The 552-nt window shown below is 63.8% G+C and carries 2 protein-coding genes; one reads left to right on the top strand and one right to left on the bottom strand.

The features are described 5' to 3' along the window. A partial coding sequence (locus tag EOE48_RS28535; RefSeq protein ID WP_187371592.1) for a laccase domain-containing protein occupies positions 1 to 239 on the top strand: 239 nt, incomplete at its 5' end. A 111-nt stretch (positions 240 to 350) separates the two neighbouring features. Here the strand turns inward: EOE48_RS28535 and EOE48_RS28525 are convergent. Then, positions 351 to 552: mechanosensitive ion channel domain-containing protein (locus EOE48_RS28525; RefSeq protein ID WP_127734230.1), on the bottom strand; the 202-nt coding region annotated here is incomplete at its 5' end.

Below are 552 nucleotides of genomic sequence, written 5' to 3'. Positions count from 1 at the left end.
GGCGTGATGCCTTTACCGCCGTGCACCCGCAAGCCGCTCGGGCATTCGTCGAGGGCGAACGGCCAGGCAAGCTGATGGCGGATATCTACGAGCTGGCGCGCATTCGTCTGGCTGCCCGTGGCGTAACTGCCGTGTATGGCGGCGGCTTGTGCACGGTAAGTGATGCTCGGTTCTTCTCCTATCGCCGTACCCCGCAGGGTGGGCGGTTTGCATCACTGGTGTGGCTGCAACCCCGCTAGCCTGTACTGGCCTCTTCGCTGGCTCGCCCGCTCCCACAAGGCATCCACCCCTTTTGAAACTGTTGGTGTACCTGTGGGAGCGGGCATGCCCGCGAAGGGGCCAATACAGCTTCAGTCAGCTTCGGCAGCTGTTTCTTTGTGCAGGGCCTGTACCTCGGCCCCGCGCCAGCGCCGGACCGACTTCTGGAAGAACTGGCTATTGGGCACCTGCACCAGCGCCCCGCCCGCTTCGGGCATTTCCAGCAGGGTGGTAAACAGCAGGTTGATCGCGATCACCCGGCCTTTCACGCCCGGCTTGTCCAGGGTATCGACC

This window comes from Methylobacterium oryzihabitans (genome assembly GCF_004004555.2).
In the GTDB taxonomy this organism is placed as follows: Bacteria; Pseudomonadota; Alphaproteobacteria; order Rhizobiales; family Beijerinckiaceae; genus Methylobacterium; species Methylobacterium oryzihabitans.
The sequence above is the reverse complement of the archived record's forward strand: the minus strand, read 5'-3'. Positions and strand labels throughout refer to the sequence as shown.